General features: G+C 70.2%; 16 protein-coding genes. 7 read left to right on the top strand and 9 right to left on the bottom strand.

The genetic code is table 11. From position 1 onward, the window contains the following. The first annotated feature begins 115 nt into the window (after nucleotides 1-115). The 4 genes from MHY30_RS04705 (at nucleotide 116) to MHY30_RS04690 (ending at nucleotide 4232) form a co-directional block, all read left to right on the top strand. Complete coding sequence (locus MHY30_RS04705) at nucleotides 116-1387, top strand: sensor histidine kinase (protein ID WP_239275530.1); 1272 nt, start codon at nucleotides 116-118, stop codon at nucleotides 1385-1387. Further along, nucleotides 1380-2066: a response regulator transcription factor gene (locus MHY30_RS04700; RefSeq protein WP_239275528.1), complete on the top strand. Its 687-nt coding sequence runs from the start codon at nucleotides 1380-1382 to the stop codon at nucleotides 2064-2066. The genes MHY30_RS04705 and MHY30_RS04700 overlap by 8 nt, the downstream gene beginning before the upstream one ends. Nucleotides 2067-2223: 157 nt before the next feature. Then, nucleotides 2224-3108, top strand: a complete 885-nt coding sequence (locus MHY30_RS04695) for an ABC transporter ATP-binding protein (RefSeq protein WP_239275526.1) — start codon at nucleotides 2224-2226, stop codon at nucleotides 3106-3108. Next, entirely contained in the window at nucleotides 3105-4232 is a 1128-nt protein-coding gene (locus tag MHY30_RS04690) for an ABC transporter permease (RefSeq protein WP_239275524.1), read from the top strand. Before MHY30_RS04695 ends, MHY30_RS04690 begins: the two co-directional genes overlap by 4 nt. Nucleotides 4233-4324: 92 nt before the next feature. Here the strand turns inward: MHY30_RS04690 and MHY30_RS04685 are convergent, their stop codons facing one another. Both MHY30_RS04685 and MHY30_RS04680 read right to left on the bottom strand, forming a co-directional pair. Then, a complete protein-coding gene (locus MHY30_RS04685) occupies nucleotides 4325-5020 on the bottom strand; it encodes a hypothetical protein (protein WP_239275522.1) in 696 nt (231 codons plus the stop codon). 27 nt (nucleotides 5021-5047) lie between these two features. Beyond that, complete coding sequence (locus MHY30_RS04680) at nucleotides 5048-6817, bottom strand: glycoside hydrolase family 15 protein (RefSeq protein WP_239275520.1); 1770 nt, start codon at nucleotides 6815-6817, stop codon at nucleotides 5048-5050. A 115-nt stretch (nucleotides 6818-6932) separates the two neighbouring features. Between MHY30_RS04680 and MHY30_RS04675 the strand changes: the two genes are divergently transcribed. Further along, nucleotides 6933-8300, top strand: coding sequence for a glucose-6-phosphate dehydrogenase (locus MHY30_RS04675; RefSeq protein WP_239275518.1), 1368 nt, complete (start codon nucleotides 6933-6935; stop codon nucleotides 8298-8300). 100 nt (nucleotides 8301-8400) lie between these two features. After that, nucleotides 8401-8985: a nitroreductase family protein gene (locus MHY30_RS04670; protein ID WP_239275516.1), complete on the top strand. Its 585-nt coding sequence runs from the start codon at nucleotides 8401-8403 to the stop codon at nucleotides 8983-8985. Nucleotides 8986-9227: 242 nt separating this feature from the next. On the opposite strand, the gene rraA is transcribed toward MHY30_RS04670, so the two are convergent. From rraA to MHY30_RS04655, 3 genes are all read right to left on the bottom strand, one after another. Beyond that, a complete protein-coding gene (rraA, locus tag MHY30_RS04665) occupies nucleotides 9228-9695 on the bottom strand; it encodes a ribonuclease E activity regulator RraA (RefSeq protein ID WP_239275514.1) in 468 nt (155 codons plus the stop codon). Nucleotides 9696-9960: 265 nt separating this feature from the next. Continuing rightward, entirely contained in the window at nucleotides 9961-12165 is a 2205-nt protein-coding gene (locus MHY30_RS04660) for an ATP-dependent Clp protease ATP-binding subunit (RefSeq protein ID WP_239275512.1), read from the bottom strand. 185 nt (nucleotides 12166-12350) lie between these two features. Continuing rightward, a complete protein-coding gene (locus MHY30_RS04655; protein ID WP_239275510.1) occupies nucleotides 12351-13337 on the bottom strand; it encodes a GlxA family transcriptional regulator in 987 nt (328 codons plus the stop codon). 84 nt (nucleotides 13338-13421) lie between these two features. On the opposite strand from MHY30_RS04655, the gene MHY30_RS04650 reads away from it, so the two are divergent. Beyond that, a complete protein-coding gene (locus MHY30_RS04650; RefSeq protein WP_239275508.1) occupies nucleotides 13422-13661 on the top strand; it encodes a hypothetical protein in 240 nt (79 codons plus the stop codon). Here MHY30_RS04650 and MHY30_RS04645 read toward each other — a convergent pair. The 4 genes from MHY30_RS04645 to MHY30_RS04630 form a co-directional block, all read right to left on the bottom strand. Continuing rightward, the gene (locus MHY30_RS04645; protein ID WP_239275506.1) at nucleotides 13637-14878 is read right to left on the bottom strand and encodes a glycosyltransferase family 4 protein; all 1242 of its coding nucleotides are present in this window, start codon (nucleotides 14876-14878) and stop codon (nucleotides 13637-13639) included. The genes MHY30_RS04650 and MHY30_RS04645 overlap by 25 nt on opposite strands. Before the next feature lie 4 nt (nucleotides 14879-14882). Further along, nucleotides 14883-16091 (bottom strand): glycosyltransferase, encoded by a 1209-nt coding sequence (locus MHY30_RS04640; RefSeq protein ID WP_239275504.1) that lies wholly within the window; start codon nucleotides 16089-16091, stop codon nucleotides 14883-14885. Between the two features lie 442 nt (nucleotides 16092-16533). After that, complete coding sequence (locus MHY30_RS04635) at nucleotides 16534-18555, bottom strand: ABC transporter ATP-binding protein (protein ID WP_239275502.1); 2022 nt, start codon at nucleotides 18553-18555, stop codon at nucleotides 16534-16536. Further along, nucleotides 18552-20279, bottom strand: a complete 1728-nt coding sequence (locus MHY30_RS04630; protein WP_239275500.1) for an ABC transporter ATP-binding protein — start codon at nucleotides 20277-20279, stop codon at nucleotides 18552-18554. Before MHY30_RS04630 ends, MHY30_RS04635 begins: the two co-directional genes overlap by 4 nt. Nucleotides 20280-20347: the final 68 nt, after the last annotated feature.

Below are 20347 nucleotides of genomic sequence, written 5' to 3'. Positions count from 1 at the left end.
GGAAACGCCCGGTGCATTCACTTGCAAGCTTTTCTTCCTCGGCCCTATTCCCCCCGGGGGTTGACTCCGCCCGGAGGGGGATGCCGAACGCCGGGCGTGCCCATAACGTGGAAGGATGCCGAACCTCTCGCGAGCGCAGTGGCGCAACGACATCGTGCTCGCGGCTGTGCTCTTCGTCGGCGGTCTGCTGAGCGCGGTGCTGTCCTCCGTCGCCGGAATCTACGGCGACCGCCAGTCCGAGTTCGTGCTCGCCGTCGTGTACGTCGCCGTCCTGTCGGTCCCGCTCGCGTTCCGCCGCCGGTGGCCGTCGGTCGTGGCGGTGATCGTGTCGCTGGCGTACTTCTTCGCCGTGACGCTGCGCATCCCCGAGGTGTACGCGGGCAACATCGCCATCTTCATCGCGATCTACACCGTGGGGGCGTGGTCGACCGACCGACGCCGGGCGACGATCGTCCGCGTGGCCATCACCCTCGCGATGTTCGCCTGGCTGTTCGTGACGATGTTCCAGGACGCGACGGTGCCCGTGGATCAAGTGCCCGAGGGGTTCCCCTCCCGGACGGGCGCGTTCTCGCCCTTCGTTGCGTCACAGTTGCTGGCGCTCGGACTCAATGCCCTTTTCTTCGGAGGCGCGTACTACTTCGGCGAGCGCTCGCATCAGCAGCGGATGCAGCGCGCGGCCCTCGAGGAACGCACCGCCGAGCTCGAGGCCGAGCGCGAGATCACGGCCGCACAGGCGGTGGCCCTCGACCGCGTCCGCATCGCCCGTGAGTTGCACGACGTCGTCGCCCATCACGTGTCGCTCATGGGTGTGCAGGCCGGCGTCGCCCGTTCCGTCATGGACCGCGACGCCGATAAAGCACGCGAGGTGCTCAGCGGTGTCGAGGAGTCCGCGCGCACGTCGCTGCGCGAGCTCCGCCACCTCCTCGAAACCCTGCGGACCCCGGATGCCATCGAGGGAGACGTACCCGGCACCGACACCGCCCCGACCACGCACGGCTTGGCATCCATCCCGTCGCTCGTCGCGGAGGCGTCGGCCGCGGGGCTGCCGACGACGTTCGCCGTCATCGGCGACCCGCCCGTGGAGCCGCCACCGCTCGTGCAGGTGAATCTGTTCCGTATCGCTCAGGAGGCGCTCACGAACGCCCGCCGCCACGCGGGACCTGACGCGACCGCCGACGTGCGCGTGCGTTACGACGACACCAGCGTCGAACTCGAAGTCACCAACACCGGCCGCGGCGGCTCCGCCGCGCCGGGGCTGGGCCAGCGGGGCATGCGCGAACGCGCCGCGGTCTCGGGCGGCAGCATCGAGATAGGGCCGCGGGCGCGCGGAGGGTATCTCGTACGGGTCCGCGTGCCCCTGGTGGACGCGGGGGTCTCGCATGTCTGAACTGCGGGTGCTACTCGTCGACGACCACGCGATGATGCGGGCTGGCTTCCGGACGATCCTGTCCCTCGAGGCCGACATCACGGTCATCGGAGAAGCGGGCACGGGCGTCGAGGCCATCAGCGCGGCCGCGGAGCTGCAGCCGGACGTGATCTGCATGGACGTGCAGATGCCCGATATGGACGGTCTCGAGGCGACGCGCCGCATCGTCGCCGACCCCGCTTCGCACGCCGCCGTCCTCATCGTCACGACGTTCGACCGCGACGACTACCTGTTCGACGCGCTCGCGGCGGGGGCCAGCGGTTTCCTGTTGAAGAACGCCGGTCCCGAGGAGCTGGTGGCCGCCGTGCGGGTGGTCGGAGCGGGCGACGCGCTGCTCGCGCCCGAGGTCACGCGTCGGGTGATCGCGCGGTTCGCGGGTGCCGGCGCCGAGGCGGTGGCATCCACACCCGCCCCGCGCGCGGCCACGGCCGAGCCTCTCGGGTTGGCCGAGCCTCTCACCGAACGCGAAGCCGAAGTGCTCCGCCTCGTCGCGCAGGCGCTCAGCAACGCCGAGATCGCCGCGCGCCTGTACATCGGCGAGGCCACGGTGAAGACGCACGTGTCGAACGTGCTGCAGAAGCTCGGGGCGCGCGACCGCGTGCAGGCGGTCGTGCTCGCCCACCGCCACGGCCTGACGTAGGTCGCCCCGGGACCGCGACCCGGGCGCCGGTCATCCCGCGTCGCGTCCGCCTCCGACGTCTCCCCCGCACGGGGGAGGAGCGCAAACCCTCCCCGAGGCGGATGCCGCTGCCCGGCGCCATCCGTAGCGTGGAGCCATCACCAGAAAGGGGTGGACCGTGCTCGAACTGGACGGCATCACCAAGAGCTACGGCGGTCGCCGCGTCCTCGACGACGTGAGCTTCACCGTGGCCCCCGGCCGGCTCACCGGCTTCGTCGGCGGAAACGGCGCCGGGAAGACGACGACCATGCGCATCGCGCTGGGCGTGCTCGCCAAGGACGCGGGCACCGTCGCGATCGACGGCGCGGCCCTGACCGCCGCCGATCGGCGACGCTTCGGCTACATGCCCGAGGAGCGCGGCCTGTACCCGAAGATGAAGGTCGTCGAGCACATCGCCTACCTCGCGCGGCTGCACGGCTTCGGCAAGGCAGAGGCCACGGCCAAGGCCACGGCGCTCCTCGAGCGGCTCGGCCTCGGTGAGCGCCTGGGAGACCTCGTCGAGACCCTGTCGCTCGGCAACCAGCAGCGCGCGCAGATCGCCGCCGCACTCGTCCACGAGCCCGATGTGCTCATCCTCGACGAGCCGTTCTCGGGTCTGGACCCGCTCGCGGTCGACGTCGTCGCCGGCGTCCTGCAGGAGAAGGCGTCCACCGGCACCGCCGTGCTGTTCTCCTCGCACCAGCTCGACGTCGTGGAGCGTCTGTGCGACGACCTCGTCATCATCGCCGGTGGCACGATCCGTGCGGCCGGTAGCCGTGAGGCCCTCCGCGCCGAGCACGCGACGCACCGCTACGAGCTGCTCTCGGGTGGGGATGCCGGCTGGTTGCGCGAACAGCCCGGAATCACGGTAAGGGACTTCGACGGCGGATACGCCGTCTTCGACGCCGCCGACGACGACACGGCACAGGCCGTGCTGCGGGCGGCCGTCGCCCGCGGCGACGTCGCCAGCTTCGCGCCGCAGCGTCCGACTCTCGCGGACATCTTCAAGGAGGTCATCCAGTGAGCACCGTAACGACGCCGCGCCGGTCGACGCCCGGCGCGCCCGGCGAGCTGCAGAGCGTGTGGCTCGTCGCCGAGCGCGAGATCGGCTCCAAGCTGCGCAGCAAAGCCTTCGTCATCTCGACCGCGATCCTCGTCGTCGCCGCGCTGGCGTCGGTCCTGTGGGGCGGTTTCGCCGCACGCGATGCGGTCGGCAGCGGCATCCCGGTCGCCGTGACGAGCCAGACGCAGTCGGCGCTCTCGGGTCTCGAGGGCATTGAAGCGACGGTCGCCGATTCCGACGACGCCGCGCGAGCCCTCGTCGAAGACGACACCGTGGATGCCGCCCTGGTATCGGGGTCGTCGAACCCCGCGTTCGACTACACCGTCGTGGTGAAGGACGGGGTGCCGGGCACTCTGCTGCAGATGCTGAGTGAGACGCCCCCCGTGGAGTCGCTCGAACCCGGCGCCGGTGCCGCCGACGTGCTCCGCTACTTCATCGCGCTCGGTTTCGGCGTGGTCTTCCTCATCGCCGCGAGTACGTTCGGCGGCACGATCGCCCAGAGCGTCGTCGAGGAGAAGCAGACCCGCGTCGTGGAGATCCTGATCTCGGCGATCCCGGTGCGGGCGCTGCTGGCCGGCAAGGTGCTCGGCAACACGATCCTCGCGATGGCGCAGATCCTTCTCCTGGCAGCGGTGGCGGTGGTGGGTCTGGCCGTGACGGATCAGATCGGAGTGCTCGGGGCGCTCGGCGCACCGATCGCGTGGTTCGCGATCTTCTTCCTCTTCGGCTTCGTGCTGCTGGCATCCCTGTTCGCGGCGGCCGCGGCGATGGTTTCGCGCCAGGAGGACATCGGGGCCACCACGACGCCCATCACGATGCTCGTCATGGCGCCGTACTTCCTCGTGATCTTCTTCAACGACAACCCCGTCGTTCTGACGATCATGTCGTACGTGCCGTTCTCGGCCCCGGTCGGGATGCCGCTGCGGATGTACCTGGGCGACGCGCAGTGGTGGGAGCCCGTGCTGTCGCTCCTGATCCTCATCGCCTCGTGCGTCGCGGCGATCGCCATCGCGGCCCGGATCTATCAGAACTCCCTGCTGCGCATGGGGGCCCGCGTCAAGCTGGCGGAGGCGCTGCGGGGCTGACCGGCTCGGGCCCGGTCACCGGCGGGATGGATGCCACGGCTTCTGGCATCCATCCCGCTTCTCGTGTCGTTCCGTGAGGGCCGCGGGGTCGCTCACTCGGTGACGTAGGCCGTCACCGAGTCGGACAGGCGCACCGGCGTCCCCCGGATCGACATCCGCGACGTGTCGCCGAGCGCGATGCTCAAGTGCTGGTCGATGCCGAAGACGGCACCGTCGTCGAAGGGGCTCCCGGTCGTGCACCCCGCCGACCAGGGCTGGTCGTTCACGACGATGAACGTGACGACGCAGACGCCGTCTCCGCGTTCGGGTTGAGCCAGGAACACGCGGAAGCCCCGCATGACCGCGATGTAACGGGTGGTGGCGCGATCGATACCGCTGTCGTCGATGAGGCTCGCGGAGATCACGTCGTCGTCGGTCTGCGGCAGGACCAGCTCCGGGTAGGGCTCCGACGAGGTGGGAGACGGCGTCGGCGAGGCGGCGAGGAAGGCGGGCGAGGCGACACCGGCGGCGAAGCCCGCCCCGAGCAGGACGCCCGCTCCCGCGAGCGCCGCGAGGACGACGACTCCGCGGTGATGACGGGGCGCGGGGGTGTCCGGCTCGTCCTCGGGTTCCGCGGTCGGGTCCGGTGCGGTGGCAGCGGGCGGGGCGACCCGGTCCGGGGTCCGCCGCGCTCGGACCATCTCCTCCAGCTCGGCGAGGCGCGCGATCTCACCCGGGGTGGCCGGTGCTCCGGTGTCGCCGTAGACGCGCTCGCGCAGGCGGTTCAGCTCGACGTCGTCGTCGCTCATGGCACGACTCTAGAGCCCGCGCGCGGCTCACGGGCCGGTGGTGCCGAGAGCGTCCGCTGCGGCGACGAGCGCGAGATGCGACAGTGCCTGCGGGGTGTTGCCGGCGTGCCGTCGTCCGCGCGGGTCGTACTCCTCGGACAACAGACCCACGTCGTTGGCGACCGCCGTGAGCCGTCGCATCAGGGTGACCGCATCGGCGCGGCGCCCCGACCGCGCATACTGGCCGACGAGCCAGAACGAGCATGCGAGGAAGGGGTGTTCGTCGCCGGCCAGACCGTCGACGCCGGTCGTGCGGTACCGCAGCAGCCACCCGTCGGGCATCAGGGTCTGCTCCATGCGGGCCACGGTGGCGAGCATGCGGGGGTCGTCGTACGCGCAGAACCCCACCTGCGGCAGGATCAGCAGCGACGCGTCGACCTCGTCGGTGTCGAAGTGCTGCGTGAACCACCCGCCGGCGTGCACACCGCGCGCGTCGATGTCGGCGCGCGCGCGGTCACGCAGGACCCGCCACGTCTCGACCTCGCCGTCGAGCCCGTCCCGCTCGACGGCCCGGATGCCGCGGTCGAACGCCGCCCACACCATCGCCCGTGAGTGGGTGAAGAAGTGCGGTTCGCCGCGCATCTCCCAGATGCCGTTGTCGGGGCGGTCGAACCACTGCACCAGCTGAGCGAGCAACGCGCGTTGCAGCGCCCACGAGAACGTCGTCTCCGACACTCCGGCGTTGCGCGCGGCCTCCAAGGCGACCATGACCTCGCCGATGACGTCGGCCTGATACTGATCGACCGCGCCGTTGCCGATGCGCACCGGCCGCGCGCCGCCGTAGCCCGGCAGGTTCGCGACTTCGCGCTCGGGGAGATCCCGCTCCCCCGCGATGCCGTACATGATCTGCACGTCGGCCGGGTCGCCCGCGATCGCCCGCAGCAGCCAGCGGCGCCAGCGCCGAGCCGCCTCGAGGAAGCCGTGGTCGATGTAGGCGCTGAGCGTCAGGGCCGCGTCGCGCAACCACACGTACCGGTAGTCCCAGTTGCGCTCGCCCCCGAAATCCTCGGGCAGCGAGGTCGTGGCGGCCGCCACGATCCCGCCGGTCTCGGAATGCGTCAACGCGCGCAGCACGAGGAGTGATCGGGTCACGAGCTCGGCGTGCTCGCCGCCGGCCATCACCCGTGCGGCCCACTCGGCCCACCACTCGGTCGTGCGTTTGAGCGTGGCATCCACGTCGATCGGGGCGGGCGGGTCCTGCCACGACGGACCCCACGCCAGCACCGAGTCGACGCTCTCCCCGGCGACGGTGGTCCACAGCGCTCGGTGGGCGGTGTCGACAGCGATCAGCCGCGGACCACGCAGCACCACGGCATCCGGGCCGGCGACCGCGAGGATCGCGTGCTCGTGTCCCTGACCGACCTGCCGCACCCACGGCACCGCCCGCGCGTAGTCGAAGCGGAAGCGCACCTCGCTGACGAAGTCGACGGCACCCGAGATGCCGACGACCCGCCGGATCACCGCCTCGACGCCCTCCTCGATCGGCATGGCCTCGTGCACCTCGGCGACGCCGGTCGGCGTCTCCCACCGCGAGACCAGCACGAACGTGCCCTCGTCATACCGACGTGTGACCGTGGCATCCGGGTCGGTGGGCCGCAACGACCACGCCCCGTGGGATTCATCGCCCAAGAGCGCTGCGAACATCGACCCGCTGTCGTACCGGGGCAGGCACAGCCAGTCGATGCTGCCCTCCCGCGACACGAGAGCCGCCGACCGGCAGTTGCTGAGGACGGCGTAGTCTTCGATCGGGGTGCTCACCCTCGCGATTGTGGCAGGGGATGCCGACATCCGGACAGAGCGTCGCGCTAGTGGCATCCGCGGGCTCGGTGCAAGCGACCTCGCGACGTCGGCGGGGGGCGCTACGGTGGGCGGCATGTCGGCGGACACCACCCTGATCATCCTGGGCGCCTCGGGCGACCTCACCTCGCGTCTCCTGCTCCCCGCTCTCGGGCAGCTGCTCACGCGCGAACCGAACCGGTCGGTGCGGTTGCACGGCGCGGGGATGGACGACTGGACCGACGAGCACTGGCGCGACGTCGTGCGCGCGGCGTTCGCGACGACCGGCGCCGAGGGGGCCTTCGCGACCGTGGCCGACACGACCTACAGTCAAGCCGACATCACCCAGGCCGCGGATCTGCAGCGACTCCTGGATGCCGCCGAGGGACGACCGGCGTTGTACTTCGCCGTTCCGCCCGCCGTCGCCGAGAAGGCGTGCGCCGCCCTGGCCGACGTGACGATTCCCGAGGGGACGATCCTGGCCCTGGAGAAACCGTTCGGCACCGACGAGGCCAGCGCTCACGCGCTGAATGCGCTCGTGGCCAAACTGGTGCCCGAAGAGCAGGTGTTCCGCATCGACCACTTCCTCGGCCGCTCGACGGTGCTGAACCTCCTCGGTGTTCGGTTCGCGAACCGCCTCATCGAGAGCGTCTGGTCAGCGGACGACATCGCCACCATCACGGTGGACTACCCCGAGAAGCTCGGGCTGGAGGGCCGCGCCGGCTACTACGACCACGCCGGGGCGCTCGTCGACATGATCCAGAGCCATCTGCTGCAGGTCATGGCGTTCGTCACGATGGAGCCGCCCTCCTCGCTCGACCAGCTCGATCTGCGTGACGCCACGTCCGCGGTCCTGCGGGCGACCCACGTCTGGGACGACGACCCGGTCACGAGCTCCCGTCGCGCGCGTTACACCGAGGGCACGATCGGCGACCGGCACTTCACGTCGTACGTCGACGAGCCCGGTGTCGACCCGTCCCGGCAGACCGAGACGCTCGCCGAGATGACCGTCGAGGTGCGCACCGCCCGCTGGCAGGGCGTGCCGATCGTGCTGCGCTCGGGCAAGGGCCTCGGATCCGACGGCGGTGACCGGGCGGTGACCGTGACCTTCAAGCCGGTTCGACACCTGCCCGGCGGGTTCATCGGCGAGAGTTCGCCGACGGTGCTGACGTTCTCGCTCGGCCCCGACACCATGAGCCTCGGGTTGAACGTCAACGGTGCGGACGACCCCCTCGAACTCGAGCGCGTGAGCCTTGCCGCCGACCTCGGCGAGGGCGGGCTGAAGGCCTACGGCGAAGTTCTCTCCGGCATCCTCGACGGCGACGCCATGCTCGCGGTCCGCGGTGACGCCGCCGAGCAGTGCTGGCGCATCGTGCAGCCGGTCATCGACGCGTGGCGCGCCGACGAGGTGCCGCTCGACGAGTACCCGGCGGGCACCGCGGGGCCGGCATCCTGGGGTCTGTGACCGGACTTTCTCCGTCACACGGGAACATCACGCGCGACGACGGCGTTCGATGGAAAGGGTCAACGGCGCCCCCGCACCGTATCGATCCCCAGGAGTACTGATGTCCCCCGTTCTCGACCGCACCGCACAGACCGACGTCCCGATCCTCGACGTCCTCGCCGAGCGCTGGAGCACCCGCGTCTTCGACGCCGAGACCCCGATCGACGAAGAGGCCCTGCGTGCCGCCCTCGAGGCCGCCCGGTGGTCGCCGTCCGCGAACAACAGCCAGCCGTGGCGCTTCCTGCTCGCCCGCCGCGGCACCGACGCGCACGCGCGCATCGTCGATTCGCTCGTCGGCTTCAACCAGGGGTGGGCACCGGCTGCCGGTGCACTGCTCGTCGTGCTCGCCGAGAACACCGACGCCGAGGGGAATCCGCGCCCCTGGGCCACCTACGACGCCGGGCAGGCCGCGGCGTTCTTCACCATCGAGGCGCACGCCCGCCGACTCGCGACCCACACGATGGGAGGGTTCTCGGCCGACGCCCTCCGTACGGCGTTCGAGCTCGACGCCCGCCTCGCCCCCGTGACCGTGATCGCGGTCGGCGCCTTCGGCGATCCGGATGCCGCGGACGCGGCGGTCCGCGCCCGCGAGGCCGCGCCCCGCAAGCGTCGCCCCCTCGACGAGACGCTGCTGCTCGACGCCTGAGACGGGTCGGGGCGCGCCGCTCGCGCCGGGCGCCGATCGCGCCGGTCGCCGTTCGTGCCGGTCGCCGTTCGCGCCCGTGCCGCGCGCGCCCCGCGCCGTTCGCGCCCCGTGCCGCGCGCGCCCGGTGTACTTCGCCGAGACTTCATCGCGCCGACATCGCGGCGGCAGCCTGCGCCTTTCTCGTCGGCGGAATGCGGTCTCGCCGCGACGCTTCCGAACGGGAATCGGTGTGTCTCAAGCACTCAGCGTTCGACCACGACACCGTCGTCATCGGCCCAGACGTGCCGGCCGGGCGCGAACACGACACCCGCGATCGTCACGGGGACGTCGATCTCACCGACGCCGCCCTTCGCGCTCTTGCGGGGATTCGACCCGAGCGCCTTGACCCCGAGCGGCAGGGATGCCATCGCTTCGCGGTCCCGGATCGCCCCGTGCACGATGATCCCGGCCCAGCCGTTCTCGACCGCCGACGCGGCGATGAGGTCGCCGACGAGGGCGGACTCGAGCGATCCACCGCCGTCGATGACGAGCACGGCGCCGTCGCCGGGGGTGGCCAGCACCTCCTTCACAAGCGCGTTGTCGCGGTGGCAGCGCACCGTGCGCACCGGGCCGTCGAACGCGACGTGTCCGCCGAGGTCGAGCAGCTGCAGCGAGAGGGAGTCCAGTTCGTCGCCGCGCTCGTCGTAGAGGTCGGCCGTCGCGATGGTCATGCGGCCAGGGTAGCGAGGCCGCGCGCGCACCCGCGCGCAGGCCGGGCGGGGCGTCGCGGCGGGCACCGCCGTGGCATCCCGCCCCACGCATAAACGCGATCCGCGACGATAAACACGGGGACACCGCGTTTATGCGCGCGAATCGCGTTTATGCATGAGTGCCGACCCCGGCGTGGCCCGCAGCGCGACACCGCGGGGGCCGCAGCACCGCAGCACCCCGCAGCACCACAACGCCGCAGCACCGCATTGCCGCGGCGCCCGACAGCTACTCGATGATCTCGGCCTCGATCACGTCGTCGTCCACGGCGCCGCCCTGCTCGGCCGCGGGGCCCGCGCTCGTGAGCACGAGCGACTCGCCGTCGCTCGCCACGTCGACCTTCACCAGGTCTCCGTCATGCACCCCACCGGCGAGGATCGCCATCGCGAGGCGGTCCTGCACCTCGGACTGGATGAGCCGCCGCAGCGGACGCGCGCCGTACACCGGGTCGTACCCGCGCTCGGCGAGCCACGACCGCGCGTCGGGCGTGACCGCGAGGGTGAGGCGACGTTCGCGCAGCCGCTTGTGCAGGGCGTCGACCGCGAGCTCGACGATCTGAGCGAGGTCGTCCTCGGTCAGCGCCTGGAAGATGACGATGTCGTCGAGACGGTTCACGAACTCCGGCTTGAATGCCTGCCGCACCAGCGCCTGCACCTGCTCGCGCTTGACCTCGATCGAGAGCGTCGGGTCGATGAGGATCGGCGAACCGAGGTTGGACGTCAGGATCAGGATGACATTGGTGAAGTCGACCGTGCGGCCCTGACCGTCGGTCAGCCGCCCGTCGTCCATCACCTGCAGCAGGATGTCGAAAACCTCGGGGTGGGCTTTCTCGACCTCGTCGAGCAGCACGACGCTGTACGGGCGCCGACGCACCGCTTCGGTGAGCTGACCGCCCTGCTCGTAGCCGATGTACCCCGGAGGGGCACCGACGAGCCGTGCGACGGAGTGCTTCTCGCCGTACTCTGACATGTCGATGCGCACCATGGCGTGCTCGTCGTCGAAGAGGAAGTCGGCGAGCGCCTTCGCGAGCTCGGTCTTTCCGACACCGGTGGGGCCCAGGAACAGGAAGGAGCCGACGGGGCGATTCGGGTCGCTGATGCCCGCCCGCGAACGCCGGACGGCGTCGGACACCGCCTTCACGGCATCCTTCTGTCCGATCAGGCGCTTGCCGAGCTCGCGCTCGAGGTGCAGCAGCTTCTCGGTCTCGCCCTGCAGGAGACGCCCGACCGGGATGCCGGTCCACGCGGCGATCACGGCGGCGATGTCTTCGTCGGTGACCTGCTCGTTGACCATGCGGTCGCCGGCGGGCTCTTCGCGTTCGGCGGTCATCAGCTCCCGTTCGAGCGCCGGGATGTCGGCGTACAGCAGGCGCGACGCACGCTCGAGGTTGCCCTCGCGTTGGGCGCGCTCGGCATCCACGCGGGCGGCGTCGAGGCGGGTCTTGAGGTCACCGACGCGGTTGAGCGACGCACGCTCGCGCTCCCACCGGGCCTGCAGCTCGTCGAGCTTCGCCTGCTCGGCGGCCAGGGTCTCGCGGAGGGTCGCCAGACGCTCCTTCGAGGCGGCGTCCTTTTCTTTTTTCAGCGCGAGCTCTTCGAGCTTGAGCCGGTCGACGTGCCGGCGGAGCTCGTCGATCTCGAGCGGGGCCGAGTCGATCTCCATGCGCAGGCGCGACGCGGCCTCGTCGATCAGGTCGATGGCCTTGTCGGGCAGCTGCCGCGACGGGATGTACCGGTTGGAGAGGGATGCCGCCGCGACCAGCGCCGCGTCGGCGATCGCGACCTTGTGGTGCGCCTCGTAGCGCTCTTTGAGGCCGCGGAGGATCGCGATGGTGTCTTCGACCGTGGGCTCGCCGACGTACACCTGCTGGAAGCGGCGTTCGAGCGCGGCATCCTTCTCGATGAACTCGCGGTACTCGTCGAGCGTGGTCGCGCCGATGAGGCGCAGCTCACCGCGGGCGAGCATGGGCTTGAGCATGTTGGATGCCGCGACCGAGCCCTCGCCGCCACCGGCACCCATAAGCACGTGCAGCTCATCGATGAACGTGATGATGCGCCCGTCGGACTCGGTGATCTCCTTCAGGACGCTCTTCAGGCGCTTCTCGAACTGGCCGCGGTACATGGCACCGGCGACGAGTGCCGAGATGTCGAGAGCGACGAGCTCCTTGTTCTTGAGGCTTTCGGCGACGTCGCCCGCGACGATGCGCTGCGCGAGGCCCTCGACGACGGCGGTCTTGCCGACGCCGGGTTCGCCGATGAGCACGGGGTTGTTCTTGGTGCGACGGGTGAGGACCTGGCTGACGCGCCGAATCTCGCTGTCGCGCCCGATGACGGGGTCGAGCTTGCCCTGGCGGGCCCGGTCGGTGAGGTTGATGCCGAATTGCTCGAGGGCGCTGCGGGCGTCTTCCTGCCCCGGCTGCTGCGTGGCGTTCATTCGTTCTCCTGGGAAGTCTTTCGCAAACTTGAGCTGCGTTGACTCAAGTTTAGCAGCGCACTCCCGAGGCGGCAATGGGTCACCGGGTTCGCAACCGCGAGACGTTATCGCACCGACGAGACCGGCGCAGGCTGCGCGGGAGATGACGGCGCGATGACGTCTCGCGGACCGGAGAGAGCCGCGCGTCAGGCGGGGATGGGCTCCCGGGATGCCACGGGCTCGTGCGCGCACGAGAATCGGGCGCGGTACGCGGTCGGGGTGAGCCCCATCGTGCGGGCGAAGTTCTGCCGCAGCACCGCGGCGGAACCGAAGCCGCACTCCGCCGCGATGCGATCGAGTCCGAGATCGGTCTCTTCGAGCAGCCGCTGGGCGTGCAGCAACCGTTGCCGAGCCAACCACGCCGCCGGTGTCGCACCGAAGTCGGACTTGAACCGGCGGGCGAACGTCCGCGGCGACATGTGCGCGCGGGCGGCAAGGCGTTCGACGGGCAGGTCGTCGTGGAGGTTCTGGAGCATCCATTCGGTCACCGGCGCGAGGGAGAGCGAGGTGTCGACGGGAAGCGGCGAAGCGATGAACTGCGCCTGCCCGCCGTCGCGCTGCGGCGCGACGACCATGCGCCGCGCGATGCGGTTCGTCAGCTCGGCACCGAGTTCCTGACGCAGAAGGTGCAGGCAGGCGTCGAGCCCCGCCGCGGTGCCGGCGCTGGTGATGATGTTGTCGGACTGCACGTACAGCACATCGGGGTCGACGTCGATCTCCGGGTACATGCGGCTCATGGTGTCGGCGTAGCGCCAGTGCGTGGTGGCGCGGCGACCGTCGAGCACGCCGGATGCCGCGAGGACGAACGACCCGCTGCATACGCTCAGCAGCCACGCGCCCCGGGCGTGAACGCGCCGCACGAGCTCCAGGACCCGCTGGTCCACCGCGCCCCACTGTGCACGCGGAATGGGAGCGAGCACGAGGATGTCGACGTCCTCGGCCGCGTCGAGCCCTCGTTCGACGTTGATCGAGAAGCCCATGTTCGACGGGACCGCCCCGGGCTCGGGGCTGACGATCCGGAAATCGAAGTTCGGGATGCCGTCATCGCTGCGATCGAGTCCGAACGCCTCGCACGCGAGACCGAATTCGAACGGCGCGAAACCGGGCTGGACGACGACGGCGACGGAACGCATGGACCCTCCGATGGCAGAAAAGCGATGATGGACGTCCATCATGCCACTCGTGGGCATGATTCGTACAGACGTAGCTTCTCTGCCATGGCTTACTTCATTGCTCTCGGCGTCCTCGTCCTCCTCGGCATCGGTGCATCGGCGTGGCTCATTCACACCGACGGCTACGGCCGCGTGCCCACCGACCCCCGCCGGCTCCCCGGAGGCGTGGATGCCACGACCTCCCGAACCCCTCCGGCACGCGCGACGACCCCGGAGAACACCGCTCCGCCTCGGACGGCCGCGATTCGCCCCGGTCGGGCTCAGCGCCGAGCTGCGCGCGCGTAGACCTCGACCATCGCGGCCGTGCGCGACGACTGGCGGAACCGCTCTCCGATCGTCGGATCCACCGGGACCGGGGAACCTGCGGCGATATCCGCGGCGGCGCGGCGGAGCGTCTCGGCGAGCGCGGACACCGTGGCATCCGTCACCCTCCACACGCCCGCGCCGAGCTCGTCCGCGATGTCGGGGTCGCTCACGACGGCGGGAGTGCCGAGCGACGCGGCCTCGAACACCGTCATCCCCTGCGTTTCGAAGCCGATCGAGGTCTGCACGACGGCGTCCGCGGCGGCGAGGCGCGCGAGCGTCTCGGCGTACGGCATCCTCCCCGAGAAGCGAATGGATGCCACCGGCCGTGCGCGCTCCACCAGGCGGCGGGCCGCGCGGAGCTGCGCCCCGCCGCCGATGACCTCGACCTCGGCGTCAATGCCCGACGTCGCCACCGCCTCGAGGAACGGCAGCAGACGCTTCTCGGGGCTCATCCGACCGATCCACACGAAGCGCGGGCGGCCGGGACGACGTGCGGCCGTGCCCTGAGCGAGAGCCGCGTCGAGGAGGTCGTCGTCGATGCCGTTCCACACCACGTCGACGCCGCCGTGCGCGGCCGCATGACCGGGAGCCGATGCATCGCCGCTTCGTGGCACCGCGCCGTGGGCCTCGAGGCGCCGAGCGAAGTGCGCGGAGGGGGCGGTGACCGCGGCGGAGAGGGCCGCGAGACGCCGCAGGTAGGCCCAGCCGTCCGATCCACCGCTGCCCCCTGCGCTCCGCACCGCCGGGCGCAGCGCCCGCCGCGCCCACGCGTTCAGCACTCGCAGCACGAAACCGGGAAACGGCGCGGTCGCCTCGATGCCGACGTCGACGCGGTTGTGCATCGTGTGAACGACGGGCAGCCCGTGCCGCGCCGCGTAGCGGTGGCCGATAAAGGCCCCCCAGAAGTCCGCCTGCACATGCACCACGTCGACGGGCGGACGGTCCGCGAGAGCGGCATCCACGAAGCGATCCGTGCGGGCGCCCGGCCACGACAGCGCATATTCGCGATCGAGGGTGACCGGCACCGAGGGCAGGTCGACGTACGCGGCGTCGGTGGGAGCGGGGCGGTGCATCCGTGGGGCGACGATCGTGACGGTGTGCCCGGCGCGCTCGAGGAATCGTCGTTGCAGCCGCATCGACACCTGCGCTCCACCCAGCGATTCCACGTGCTGGTCGGCGAACATCACCACGTGCACGTGGTCACTCCGGCAGTGGGCGTCCGCGGTACAGCGCCTCGAAGGTGTCGAGCGTGCGACCGATGTCGTGCACGCGGACGCCGTCGAGCGAGGCCTGCTGCATGCGCCGACGGTCGTCGGGCGCGGCGACGAGGACGTCGGTGAGGCGCGCGGCGAGTTCTTCGGCGTTCCCGGGTTCGAAGAGGTACCCGTTCTCGCCGTCGTGCACGAGGTGCGGGAGGGCGACGGCGTTCGCGGCGACGACCGGAAGCCCGGATGCCATGGCCTCCATCGTCGCGATGGACTGCAGCTCGGCGATGGAAGCGATCGCGAAAACACTGGCGCGCGTGTAGAGCGCGCGCAGGTCCTCCTCCGACGCGTGCCCGTGGAACGTGACGCGGTCGGTCACTCCGAGCTCCTCGGCGAGCTGCTCGAGGTTGCGGCGCTGATCGCCACCGCCGACGATGTCGAACGTCGCGTCCAGCGCCGGATCGAGCTGCGCGAGAGCGCGCAGAACGACGTCGATGCCCTTCTCGGTCGTCAGACGCCCCACGAACAGGATGCGGTTCGCGTCGCGCGGCTCGAGGTCGGCGGTGTAGTTCGAGCGGTCGATACCGCAGGAGATCGGGATGACGCCGTCGATGCCGAGCGTGGATTCGAGGAAGTCCGCCGCGCGGCGGGTCGGTGTCGTCACTGCGCGCGTGAGGGCGAACGTGCGCTTGGCGTCGGCCCAGGCGAGCTTGACGAGAACTCGGTCGAGCGCGTCGGGGAGGGTCGTGAAGTCGAGGATGTTCTCGGCCATGACGTGATTGGTCGCGATGACCGGGATGCCGCGCTTGCGGGCCTCGCGGGCGAGACCGCGGCCGATGACGATGTGCGACTGGATGTGGACGACGTCCGGCTTCACCCGGTCGAGCACCTGGCGGGCGTAGTGCTTCGACCGCCACGGCAGGACGAAGGTGAGCCAGTCGTGCGGCAGGAAGCGGTATGCCGGGAGGCGATGCATCGTCATCGGCTCGCCCTCGATCACCTCGGTGAAGGTGCCGGAGTTGCCGTGGCCGACGCTCGGCGCCGAGACGTGCACATCGTGCCCCCGCGCCACGAGGCCCGCGGCGAGTCGCTCCGCGAAGCGCGCGGCTCCGTTCACGTGCGGGAGGAAGGTGTCGGCGCCGATGAGGACCCGGAGCGGCCGATCGGGGGAGGAATCGGGGGCGGGCGTCGCAGGAGTGGTCACGGGTGGTGAGGCCTATCTGTGCGGCGGAACGGGTCGCACGGTGCGGTGCATGCGCCCGACAACTGTACCCGAGGGGTTCTGGGGCCCCCGGATGCCACGGCCCACAGGGCTGGCACCCGCGCACCGGGGCGGCACCCGCGCACCGGGGCGGCAGTCCCGCACCGGGGGCCGGTAGCCGCGCCCGGGCGACATCCGTGCACTGGGGCGGGTTGCCGCGCCGGGGCGACATCCGTGCACTGGGGCGGTCATCGCGCGCCCCGGTGCACGCATCGCGCCCCGACGCGCGATCAGCTGCACGCATCGCGCCCCGACGCGCGATCAGCTGCACGCATCGCGCCCCGGCGTGCGGTCAGCTACACGGATCGCGCCCCGGCGTGCGGTCAGCTACACGGATCGCGCCCCGACGTGCGGTCAGCTACACGGATCGCGCCCCGGCACGGCGTCAGCTGCGCGAAGCGTCCACCTCGACGAGCGTCTCCTCGTCGGCGGCGCTCTCGAACTGCGACTGGTACAACCGCCAGTACGCGCCCTGGCGCTGGATGAGTTCGTCGTGCGAGCCCTGCTCGACGATGTCACCGTGCTCCATCACGAGGATGAGGTCGGCGTCGCGGATCGTCGAGAGACGGTGCGCGATGACGAACGACGTACGCCCCTCGCGGAGTGCGGCCATCGCCTGCTGCAGCAGCAGCTCGGTGCGCGTGTCGACCGATGACGTCGCCTCGTCGAGGATCAGCACCGACGGACGCGCGACGAACGCGCGCGCGATCGTGATGAGCTGCTTCTCCCCCGCCGAGACGTTCGCGGCGTCCTCGTCGAGAACCGTGTCGTAGCCTTCGGGCAGCGAGTGCACGAACTGGTCGACGCGTGTGGCGACGGCGGCCTCGATGATCTCGTCGTCGGTGGCGGATTCGCGGCCGTAGCGGATGTTGTCGCGGATCGTGCCGGCGAACAGCCACGGGTCTTGCAGCACCATGCCGGTGCGTGAGCGCACGTCGTCGCGACGGAGGTCGGCGATGTTCTGACCGTCGAGGAGGATGCGTCCCCCGTCGAGTTCGTAGAACCGCATGATGAGGTTCACGAGGGTGGTCTTGCCGGCACCGGTCGGGCCCACGATCGCCACCGTCTGCCCCGGTTCGACGCGGAACGACAGATCGCGGATGAGCGGTCGCTCGGGCGTGTACGCGAAGCGCACCGACTCGAACTCGATGACGCCGCGACCCTCGACATGGGCGGGAGCGTCGGCGGCATCCGGGTCTTGCTCGTCCGCATCGAGGAGCGCGAACACCCGCTCGGCCGACGCGGTGCCCGACTGCACGACCGCGGCCATGCCGCCCAGCTGCGACAGCGGCTGGGTGAACTGCTGCGAGTACTGGATGAACGCCTGCACGTCGCCGAGGCGGATCTGCCCGCCGGCGACCATGAGGCCACCGAGCACCGCAATGCCGACGTACGTCAGGTTTCCGACGAACATCATGCCGGGCATGATCATGCCGGAGAGGAACTGCGCTCGGAAGCTCGCCTCGAACAGCTCCTCGTTCTCGACCTCGAACTTGGCGCGCGCGTCCTTCTCACGGCCGTAGACCTTGACCAGCGCGTGGCCGGAGAATGACTCCTCGACGCGGGCGTTGAGGCGGCCGACCTTCTTCCACTGCTCGCCGAAAGCCTTCTGCGACTTGGGGCCGATGACGCCGAAGATGATGGCCATGAGCGGCAGCGACACCAGCGCCACGAGCGCGAGCTGCCACGAGATGCTGAACATCATGATGAGCACGCCGACCACCGTCAGCACGGAGGTCAGGGCGCTCGAGAGCGATTGCTGCATCGTCTGCGTGATGTTGTCGATGTCGTTGGTGACACGCGAGATCAGCTCGCCGCGCTGCACCCGGTCGAAGTACGACAGCGGCAGGCGGTTGATCTTGGCTTCGACGTCTTCGCGCAGGCGCCACATGGTGCGCACCATGATGACGTTGATGACGTATCCCTGGATCCACGACAGCAGGGAGGAGCCGACATAGATCGCGAGGACGGTGACGATCACCATCCGGAGCGCGTCGAAGTCGACCCCCGCGCCCACCTGAAAGTTGTCCATCGCTGAGACGATGTTGGCGATGTCGCCCTGACCCGCGGATCGAAGCGCCTCCACCACGGTCTCTTTGGGCGTCCCCTCGGGGAAGCCCTGCGCGAGCGACTTCGAGACGACGCCCTCGAAGATGATGTTCGTCGCGTCACCCAGCACGCGCGGCGCGAGCACCGCGAGGACGACACCGATCGCCCCCAGGAACGACACGAACGCGAAGGCCCAGGCGTAGGGCCGCAGCAGACCGATGAGGCGGCGGAAGCTCGGGCCGAACTCCGCCGCTTTGCCGGGGGCGACGCTGTTCCAGTCGCCGGAATTCTGGCGAGCCTGCTCGGCGAGTTCGAGCTCGGCGCGGTCCTCCTCGGTGAGGGCGTCGGGGGCGGTCATGCTTCCACCCCCAGCTGCGACTCGACGATCTCGCGGTACGTGGCGCTGCTCTGGAGGAGTTCGTCGTGCGTGCCGAGACCGACCATGCGACCGTCTTCGAGGACCACGATGCGATCGGCCCCCGTGATGGTCGAGACGCGCTGCGCCACGACGATCTTCGTCACGTCGGGCAGCTCGTCCCACAGGGCTCTGCGCAATCGCGCGTCGGTGCTGAGGTCGAGGGCCGAGAACGAGTCGTCGAACACGAGAACGCGGGGTCGGTGGACGATCGCGCGCGCGATGGCGAGGCGCTGTCGTTGTCCGCCCGAGACGTTGGTGCCGCCCTGCGCGATGCGAGCCTCGAGACCGCCCTCCATCTCGGAGACGAAGTCTCGCCCCTGAGCGATCTCGAGTGCGCGCCACAACTCGTCGTCCGTGGCCTCTTCGCGACCGAACCGAAGGTTGGATGCCACGGTGCCGCTGAAGAGGAACGGGCGCTGCGGCACGAGACCGATGCCCTTCCACAGCTCATCGAGGTCGGCCTCGCGAACGTCGACACCGCCGACGCGGACCGCGCCGTCGGTGACGTCGAACAAGCGCGGGATGAGAGAGACCAGCGTGGTCTTTCCCGCCCCGGTCGACCCGACGATCGCCACCGTCTCGCCCGGCGCCGCCGTGAAGGTGATCCCGGAGACGACCGGAGCCTCGGCACCCGGATACGCGAACGCGACATTGTCGAACACCACTTCGCCCGGCGTGGGGAAGACCGCCACGGGAGACTCGGGCCGCACGAGCGTCGACCGGCTGTCGAGCACCTCGCCGATGCGCTCGGCCGAGACAGCGGCGCGCGGAATCATCACGGTCATGAAGCTCGCCATCAGCACGCCGCCGAGGATCTGCGCGACGTACTGGATGAAGGCGAAGAGCGTACCGATCTCGACGCCCCCGGCATCGACCTGGATGCCACCGAACCAGATGACACCCACGACAGTGACGTTGAGCACGAGCATCGCGAGCGGGAAGAGCAGGACGAACAGCGAACCCACCTTGCGACCCACCACGAGGATGTCGGTGTTCGCGCCGCGGAACCGTTGCTCTTCGATGCGCTCCCGCACGAACGCCCGCACGACGCGCACGCCCGTCAGCTGCTCGCGCATGATGCGGTTCACGGCGTCGAGCTTGGTCTGGTAGCTGCGGAACAGCGGAACCATGCGCGCGATGATGAGGGCGACAGCGACGAGCAGAACGGGGACGGCGACGCCGATCAGCCAGCTCAGTCCCACGTCTTGCTGGAGAGCCATGATGATGCCACCGATGGCGAGGAGGGGTGCGCTCACGAGCATCGTCGCGCCCATCATCGCCAGCATCTGCACCTGCTGCACGTCGTTGGTGTTGCGCGTGATGAGCGAGCCGGCACCGAACTGCGAGAGCTCACGCTCGGAGAAGCCGCTCACCCGCTCGAAGACGTCGCGCCGGATGTCGCGGCCGGCGGCCATGGCTGCTCGCGCCGCGAAGTAGGTGGCGATCACCGAGGCGGTGATCTGCCCGAGCGAGATCACGAGCATGATCACGCCGCGGGACCAGATGTAGCCGGTGTCGCCGCGCGCGACGCCCAGGTTGATGATGTCGGCGTTGAGGCGCGGCAGATAGAGCGTCGCGACCGCGGACGCGGCCTGGAACACGAGGATGGCCACAAGAAGCCAGCGGTACTTCGAGAGATACCGGATGAGGAGTTTTCCGAGCACGACGTTCTCCGGATGTCAGATCGGGGCGGCACGAGCACCGCGCATCAAGAGTGGCACGAACCATCGAC

It is taken from the genome of Microbacterium sp. ACRRU (genome assembly GCF_022346945.1).
Lineage (GTDB): Bacteria > Actinomycetota > Actinomycetes > Actinomycetales > Microbacteriaceae > Microbacterium > Microbacterium mcarthurae.
The sequence above is the reverse complement of the archived record's forward strand: the minus strand, read 5'-3'. Positions and strand labels throughout refer to the sequence as shown.

Bases quoted from the DNA above. Each gene is read 5' to 3' on its own strand.
- MHY30_RS04675 (WP_239275518.1), top strand. From the start codon at position 6,933: ATGTCGGCGGACACCACCCTGATCATCCTGGGCGCCTCGGGCGACCTC.
- MHY30_RS04650 (WP_239275508.1), top strand. From the start codon at position 13,422: ATGGCTTACTTCATTGCTCTCGGCGTCCTCGTCCTCCTCGGCATCGGT.
- rraA (WP_239275514.1), bottom strand. From the start codon at position 9,695: ATGACCATCGCGACGGCCGACCTCTACGACGAGCGCGGCGACGAACTG.
- MHY30_RS04635 (WP_239275502.1), bottom strand. From the start codon at position 18,555: ATGACCGCCCCCGACGCCCTCACCGAGGAGGACCGCGCCGAGCTCGAA.
- MHY30_RS04660 (WP_239275512.1), bottom strand. From the start codon at position 12,165: ATGAACGCCACGCAGCAGCCGGGGCAGGAAGACGCCCGCAGCGCCCTC.
- MHY30_RS04700 (WP_239275528.1), top strand. From the start codon at position 1,380: ATGTCTGAACTGCGGGTGCTACTCGTCGACGACCACGCGATGATGCGG.
- MHY30_RS04685 (WP_239275522.1), bottom strand. From the start codon at position 5,020: ATGAGCGACGACGACGTCGAGCTGAACCGCCTGCGCGAGCGCGTCTAC.
- MHY30_RS04670 (WP_239275516.1), top strand. From the start codon at position 8,401: ATGTCCCCCGTTCTCGACCGCACCGCACAGACCGACGTCCCGATCCTC.
- MHY30_RS04705 (WP_239275530.1), top strand. From the start codon at position 116: ATGCCGAACCTCTCGCGAGCGCAGTGGCGCAACGACATCGTGCTCGCG.
- MHY30_RS04655 (WP_239275510.1), bottom strand. From the start codon at position 13,337: ATGCGTTCCGTCGCCGTCGTCGTCCAGCCCGGTTTCGCGCCGTTCGAA.